Origin of the sequence: Roseicyclus sp. (genome assembly GCF_052168335.1) — a bacterium.
Lineage (GTDB): Bacteria > Pseudomonadota > Alphaproteobacteria > Rhodobacterales > Rhodobacteraceae > Roseibacterium.
Window position 1 is genome coordinate 1 of the sequence record NZ_JBQLZP010000483.1, and the last position, 1671, is coordinate 1671.

The 1671-nt window shown below is 72.1% G+C and carries 3 protein-coding genes; all 3 read left to right on the forward strand.

The genetic code is table 11. The annotated features are described in order from the left end of the window. On the forward strand, positions 1-226 hold a 226-nt coding region (locus ACTS11_RS14940; protein WP_442641097.1), incomplete at its 5' end, for an SPOR domain-containing protein. Between the two features lie 18 nt (positions 227-244). Next, positions 245-1450 carry a D-alanyl-D-alanine carboxypeptidase family protein gene (locus ACTS11_RS14945; RefSeq protein WP_442641098.1) on the forward strand — a complete coding sequence of 402 codons (1206 nt, stop codon included), beginning with the start codon at positions 245-247 and terminating at the stop codon, positions 1448-1450. Next, positions 1447-1671 (forward strand): dTMP kinase (locus tag ACTS11_RS14950; protein ID WP_442641099.1); only part of this gene is annotated, 225 nt, incomplete at its 3' end. The genes ACTS11_RS14945 and ACTS11_RS14950, both read left to right, overlap by 4 nt.

Consider the following 1671-nt stretch of genomic DNA (forward strand, 5'->3'; position numbering starts at 1 on the left):
GCCCTTCGTCCAGATCGGCCTCTTCTCCGCGCAGGAGAACGCCGACACCGCCGGGCAGGCCTTGCGCAACGCCGGACTTGTGCCCACCATCCACGACCAGACCAGCAACGGCCGCCGGTTCTGGCGCGTCGTGGTGGGCCCGGCCCCCACGGCGGAGGATCGCGCGGCCGTCCTCGAGACGGTGCGCGGGCTCGGCTTCGGGGATGCCTATTTCGTGACCCGCTAGGAGCGCGCGCTTCCTCCCATGGCCAGACCTAACGACGTCCTCAGACGCGCCGCGGGCCTCGCGCTCGCGGCGGCGCTGGGCCTCTCCGCCCCCGCGACCGCCTTCGAGACCCAGGCGGGATCGGCCTGGGTGGTCGATCACAACACCGGGCAGGTCCTGCTGTCGCACAACGCCGAGGTGCCGCTGCCGCCCGCCTCGATGTCGAAGCTCATGACGCTCCTGATGACCTTCGAGGCGCTGGAAAGCGGGCGGCTGACGCTCGAGACGCGGCTTCCGGTGAGCGAGCACGCGATGAGCTTCGGCGGCTCGACGATGTTCCTCAACACGACCGACCGCCCGACCGTCGAGGAGTTGATCCGCGGCGTCATCGTCGTCTCGGGCAACGACGCCTCCGTCGTCCTCGGCGAGGCGCTCAGCCCGGACGGGACCGAGGCGGGCTTCGGCCGCATCGCCACCGAGCGCGCGCGCCAGCTCGGCATGGACGAGACCACGATCCTGAACGCGAGCGGCTGGCCCGAGGACGGGCACGTCATGTCGATGCACGACCTCGGCATCCTCGCCGAGCGGATCATCACCGAGTTCCCGGAATTCTACGACTACTTCGACGAGACCGAATTCGACTACCAGAACCGCGCGCCCGCCAACCGCTTCAACCGCAACCCGATCCTCGGCATGGGGATCGGCGCGGACGGGCTGAAGACCGGGCACACGCAGGAGGCGGGATACGGCCTCGTCGGATCGGCCGTGCAGGGCGACCGTCGCGTGACCTTCGTGATCTCGGGCCTGCCGTCGGCCGAGGCCCGCGCACGGGAGAGCGAGCGCATCCTCAACTGGGCCTTCCGCCAGTTCGTCATGCAGGAGGTGGTGGAAAGCGGCGTCGAGGTGGCGCGCGCACCCGTCTTCATGGGCACGGCCGAGACCGTGGGCCTCGCCCCCGCCGAGAGCGTGGAGATGCTGGTCCCGGCGCTTCTCGACCCCGAGATCACCGCCGAGATCACCTTCGCGAGCCCCCTGCCCGCGCCCATCGCGGCGGGCGACGTGGTGGGCGAGATGACCATCCGCCAGGGCGTGCGGGAGGAAACGCGCGTGGTGCCGGTCGTCGCGACCGAAGCCGTCGCGCGCGGCGGGCTGATGGTGCGGCTGCGCACGGCAACATCGGTGCTCATGGACCGGACGCTCGGCCGCGGGGAACCGGCCGAGGCCGCCCCGGCGGCCGACGGATGAGGCGGGGCGCGGGGCTCTTCATCAGCCTCGAGGGGATCGACGGGTCGGGCAAGTCCACGCAGGCGCGCAGGCTCGCCGATCACATGCGCGCGCGGGGGCGCGACCCGGTGCTGACGCGCGAGCCCGGCGGCGCGCCCGGCGCCGAGGAGATCCGGCGCCTCCTCGTCGAGGGGGACCCCGCCCGCTGGTCGCCCGAGACGGAGATCCTGCTGTTCACCGCG